Below are 4,456 nucleotides of genomic sequence, written 5' to 3'. Positions count from 1 at the left end.
GGGAGCCTTCTTCTTGGCCGGGGCTGCCTTCTTGGCGGGAGCTGCCATCTTCGCGGGGGCTGCCGTGGCCGGGGTCGGAGCCTTCTTGGCCGGAGCCTTCTTGGTCGGGGCCGGGGCCTTCTTCGCCGGAGCTGCCTTCTTCTTGGCGGGTGCTGCCTTCTTGGCCGGGGCTGCCTTCTTCGCGGGGGCTGCCTTGGCCGGGGCCGGAGCCTTCTTGGCCGGAGCCTTCTTGGCCGGAGCCTTCTTGGCCGGAGCCTTCTTGGCCGGAGCCTTCTTGGCCGGAGCCGGGGCCTTCTTCGCCGGAGCCGCCTTCTTCGCGGGGGCTGCCTTGGCCGGGGCCGGGGCCTTCTTCGCTGGAGCGGCCTTCTCGACCGGAGCAGCGGCCTTCTTGGTGGACGAGGCGGCGGTCCTCGGCGTACGGGTCAACGCCTTGCGGGCGACCTGGGCGAGCTTGCTCGTGCTGCGAACCATCGGACCGTGGCCCTTCCTCGTGCCATGGCCACTGCGGGGTGCCACGGGCGGCACGAACGGTAGCGGCTGGTGACAGGCGTCTCAACGAGCCACCCCGCACCGGACGTAGAAATGCCGGACGGCCACCCCGAGGGGTGGCCGTCCGGACTGCGGGCTTCGTCGCCGAGCCGAGCTGGGCTCAGGCCTCTTCCTCGCCCAGGATGGAGCGGAGCCGCTTGGGAGCGGGCGCCTCGTCCTGGGGCTCGGTCTCGCCGCCGCCGGCGAGGGCCTCGAGCTGCTGGCTGAAGTAGCTCTTGAGACGCGACCGGTACTCACGCTCGAACGAGCGCAGGTTCTCGACCTCGACGCTGAGCTTGTCGCGCTCCTTCTCCAGGTCTCCGAAGAGCTGGGTACGGCGCTCGGCCGTCTCCTGGTCGAGCATCTGCGCGCGGGTGCGGGCGTCGGACTCCATGCGGTCGGCCTTGGTCTTGGACTCGCTGTCGAGCCGCTCGGCCTTGGTGCGGGCCTCACCGATGATCTTGTCGGCGTCGTTCTTGGCTTCCTCGACGAGCTCGTCGGCGTTGCGCGTGGCGATCTCGAGCAGGCGGGCCGCGGCGTTGGACGCCTGGGGCACGGTCTCGACCCGGATCGTCTGCACCTCGGTGGTGGCCGGAGCCGCCACGGGGGCCGCGGCAGGAGCCGCAGCTGCCGGAGCCGGCGTCGGGGCCGGCGTCTCGACCGGGGCCACGACCGGCGCGGGCGCCTGCGGCTCGGGGGCCTTGTCGAAGGTGACGGGCGCGGACTGCGACACCGGCGAGCCGGACTGGGCAGCAGAGAGCTTGGTGCGCAGGTCGTCGTTCTCACGGGTCAGGCGGGCCAGCTCGGCCTCCACCTCGTCGAGGAACTGGTCGACCTCGCCCATGTCGTAGCCCTCACGGAGCCGGACAGGCGTGAAACGCTTGTTGCTCACGTCCTCAGGCGTCAGCGGCATGACTTGGCTCGATTCTTGTCGGAGTTCGTGTCGGTGTGCGGGGGTGGTGATCAGGCCGAGGGCCCGGTGCATCCCGAGAACCCTAGCGCCTGGCTGGTGCACGTGTGACCAGGTGTGCCTGGGGTGGCTCGGTCGACGCGCCGCAACCATGCCATCACGACGCCGAGACCACGGTCACAGCAGGTAGCTGAGCACCAGCCGCGAGGCGATGTAGGCGCCGACGAAGACGATCAGGAAGCTGAGGTCGAGCGCGAAGTTGCCGATCCGCAGCGGCGGGATGACCCGGCGCAGTACCTTGATCGGCGGGTCGGTCACGGAGTAGACGGCCTCGAGCAGGATCAGCAGCACCCCACGCGGGCTCCACGACCGCGCGAAGACCTGGACCCAGTCGACGATGAACCGGATCCACATGCACCCGATGAACACCATGATCAGCCCGTAGAGGATCTGTGCGGCGATCAAGAGAAGCGGTCCTGCCTGTCAGGGGTCGGTGAGCGGTGAGCCTATCGGGCATCGCCTGAGATCACGGGAGTCGCCTCGCCGAACGACCTGGGCGAGCCGGTCGCGGTCGAGTGGTCTCGAGACGGCCGCGGGCAGCCTCCTCGACCACCGTGGGCGGACCGACCGGCGGACCGACCGGCGGTGCAACCCCACGAGAAGAGGCGAGCAGGCAAAGGCGCCCGGGCCACACTCAGAGGCAACCACCGGGCGCACGTCGCGGCCGGCGGCCCCCGAGCCGGTCCCGCCCGCCGTACCAGGCAGGCGGCAGCGATCCCAGAAGACGCGGGCTGGGCGGCTCGAGGCCGACGGTCCGCGACCAATCAGAACTAACTCTGGTTGAAGAAGGCGCCGCTCTCAGCGATCCGCTGCTTGTCCTCGGCCGCGACCGAGACGTTGGGGGGCGAGAGGAGGAACACCTTGGCGGTGATGCGCTCGATGGTGCCGCGGGTGGCGAAGACAAGGCCGGCGGCGAAGTCGACGAGGCGCTTGGCGTCGTTGTCGTCCATCTCGGTGAGGTTCATGATCACCGGGGTGCCGTCGCGGAAGTTCTCGCCGACGACGCGGGCCTCGTTGTAGGTGCGGGGGTGGAGCGTGACGATGCGCGAGAGCTCGGCGACCGTCTGCTGCGGCGGCGACGGCACCGCGGTGGGCGTCGTACGGCGGCGCTCGGCGAGGTCGGCGACCGGCGCGGGGTGTGCACCGCCCACGCGCTCGGGGCGACGCTGGACCTTGGTGGGCTGGGCCGCCTGGACCGGTTCGGTCTCCTGGGTCTGGCCGTCGTAGTCGTCGTAGCCGTAGGGGTCGTCCTCGTAGCGTCCGGTGTCCTCGAGCAGGCCGAGGTACTCGCCGATCCTGCGCATCGCGCCGCTCATGCCACACCACTCATCTCGCTCGGTTTGCTGCTGAAAGCCTGCTCGGACACTACTTCACCTGGGGCCTCGAACCGAGGACCGCGGACCCGACGCGCACGTGTGTCGCGCCGACCTCGATCGCCTGCTCGAGGTCGCCGCTCATCCCGGCCGACAGCCTGGTCGCCCCAGGCCGGCCGGCGACGAAGTCGCGGCGGAGGTCGGCGAGCCGCGCGAACGCCGTGGCGGGGTCCTCCCCCAGCGGCGCGACGGCCATCAGCCCGCGCAGCCGGAGCATCCCGGCGTCGTCGACCGCGGCGGCCAGGGCGTCGAGGGCGGCAGGGTCGGCTCCCGACCGGCCGTCGCTGTCGGGCGGGTCGAGGCTGACCTGCAGCAGGACGTCGACGGCGTGCGAGCGGTCGTGGGCGCCGCGCTGGAGCCCGGTGACGAGCTTGGCGCGGTCGACGGACTCGACGACGTCGGCGTAGGACGCGACGGCGGCCGCCTTGTTGCTCTGCAGGCCGCCGATGAAGTGCCAGGTGAGGCCGAGGTCGGCGCACTCGGCGGCCTTGGCCTCGGCCTCCTGGTGGCGGTTCTCGCCGACGTGGGTGACGCCGAGGTCGGCCAGGACGCGCACGTCGGAGGCCGGGAAGAACTTGGTGACCGCGACCAGGGTGACCTCGTCGGGGTCGCGCCCGGCGTCGGCGCAGGCCGAGGCGATGCGTCGGCGTACGTCGGTCAGGCGGCTCGCGATCTCGTCACTGCGCTCGGTCACGTCAGGACGCCCTTCGGATGAGGCCGGCGAGGCGGCCGGAGCCGGCGCCGTCGCGGCGGTAGGAGAAGAGGTCGGGCGACTCGCGGGTGCAGGCGGCGACGTCGACGACCTGGGCTCCAGCCTCCTCGAGCTGGGCGCGGACGCCGGCGCCGAGGTCGAGCGAGGGGGTGCCCCACGACGTGGTCGCGCGGGTCGCGGGGACCGCAGCCGCGACCTCGTCCTGCAGGTCGGCCGGGACCTCGTAGCAGGCCCCGCACACGTGCGGGCCGACCCAGGCGGTCAGCTCCCGGGCGCCCAGGTCCCGCATCGCGCGCACCGTGGCCGGGACCACCCCCGCCACGAGGCCGGGACGTCCGCAGTGGGCGGCGCCCACGACGCCCGCCTCCGCGTCGGCCAGGAGGACCGGGACGCAGTCGGCCGCCCGCACCACCAGCACGACCCCGGACCGGTCGGTCACCAGGGCGTCGGCCGGCGCCCCGTCGACCGGCCCCTGCGCCACCACGACGTCCGCGCCGTGCACCTGGTGCAGGTCGGCCAGGGCGTCGCCGGGAGCGAAGTCGTCGAGGACCAGCCGCAGGTTGCGTGCGCAGGCCGCCGGGTCGTCGCCTCCCGCGATCGCGAGGTTGAGCTCGTCGTAGGGCGCAGCGCTGACCCCGCCGTACCGGTCGGTGAACGCGAGGTCCACCTCCCGGCCGACGGGGCCGTGGGTCGTGCGTCGGGAGTACACCCGGGTGCTGCTCCTCTACTTCAGGAAGTCGGGCACGTCGAGGTCGTCCTCGTCCAGCGGCACCGGACGGGCCGCGGGCCGGGGCGCCGGGCTGGGCGTGTAGCCCTGCAGCGCCGGGCGCTGCGCCTCGGGAGCGCGTACGGCGGTCGCCGTGACCTTCTCGC

General features: G+C 72.4%; 6 protein-coding genes. All 6 read right to left on the bottom strand.

All coding sequences use genetic code 11. The annotated features are described in order from the left end of the window. Nucleotides 1-471: hypothetical protein (locus tag Q7T52_RS05800; protein WP_304800296.1), on the bottom strand; the 471-nt coding region annotated here is incomplete at its 3' end. A gap of 178 nt (nt 472-649) precedes the next feature. Continuing rightward, nucleotides 650-1,420 (bottom strand): DivIVA domain-containing protein, encoded by a 771-nt coding sequence (locus tag Q7T52_RS05795; protein WP_370692300.1) that lies wholly within the window; start codon nt 1,418-1,420, stop codon nt 650-652. A 195-nt stretch (nt 1,421-1,615) separates the two neighbouring features. Further along, nucleotides 1,616-1,903, bottom strand: a complete 288-nt coding sequence (locus tag Q7T52_RS05790; protein WP_304800292.1) for a YggT family protein — start codon at nt 1,901-1,903, stop codon at nt 1,616-1,618. Between the two features lie 365 nt (nt 1,904-2,268). Further along, entirely contained in the window at nt 2,269-2,814 is a 546-nt protein-coding gene (locus tag Q7T52_RS05785) for a cell division protein SepF (RefSeq protein WP_304800290.1), read from the bottom strand. A gap of 49 nt (nt 2,815-2,863) precedes the next feature. Continuing rightward, on the bottom strand, nt 2,864-3,565 hold the full coding sequence (locus Q7T52_RS05780) for a YggS family pyridoxal phosphate-dependent enzyme (protein WP_304800288.1): 702 nt from the start codon (nt 3,563-3,565) through the stop codon (nt 2,864-2,866). Nucleotide 3,566: 1 nt separating this feature from the next. After that, complete coding sequence (gene pgeF / locus Q7T52_RS05775) at nt 3,567-4,292, bottom strand: peptidoglycan editing factor PgeF (RefSeq protein ID WP_304800286.1); 726 nt, start codon at nt 4,290-4,292, stop codon at nt 3,567-3,569. Nucleotides 4,293-4,456 lie beyond the last annotated feature (164 nt).

This window comes from Nocardioides sp. (assembly GCF_030655615.1).
Lineage (GTDB): Bacteria > Actinomycetota > Actinomycetes > Propionibacteriales > Nocardioidaceae > Nocardioides.
This window is presented reverse-complemented; position numbering and strand designations above follow the sequence as displayed.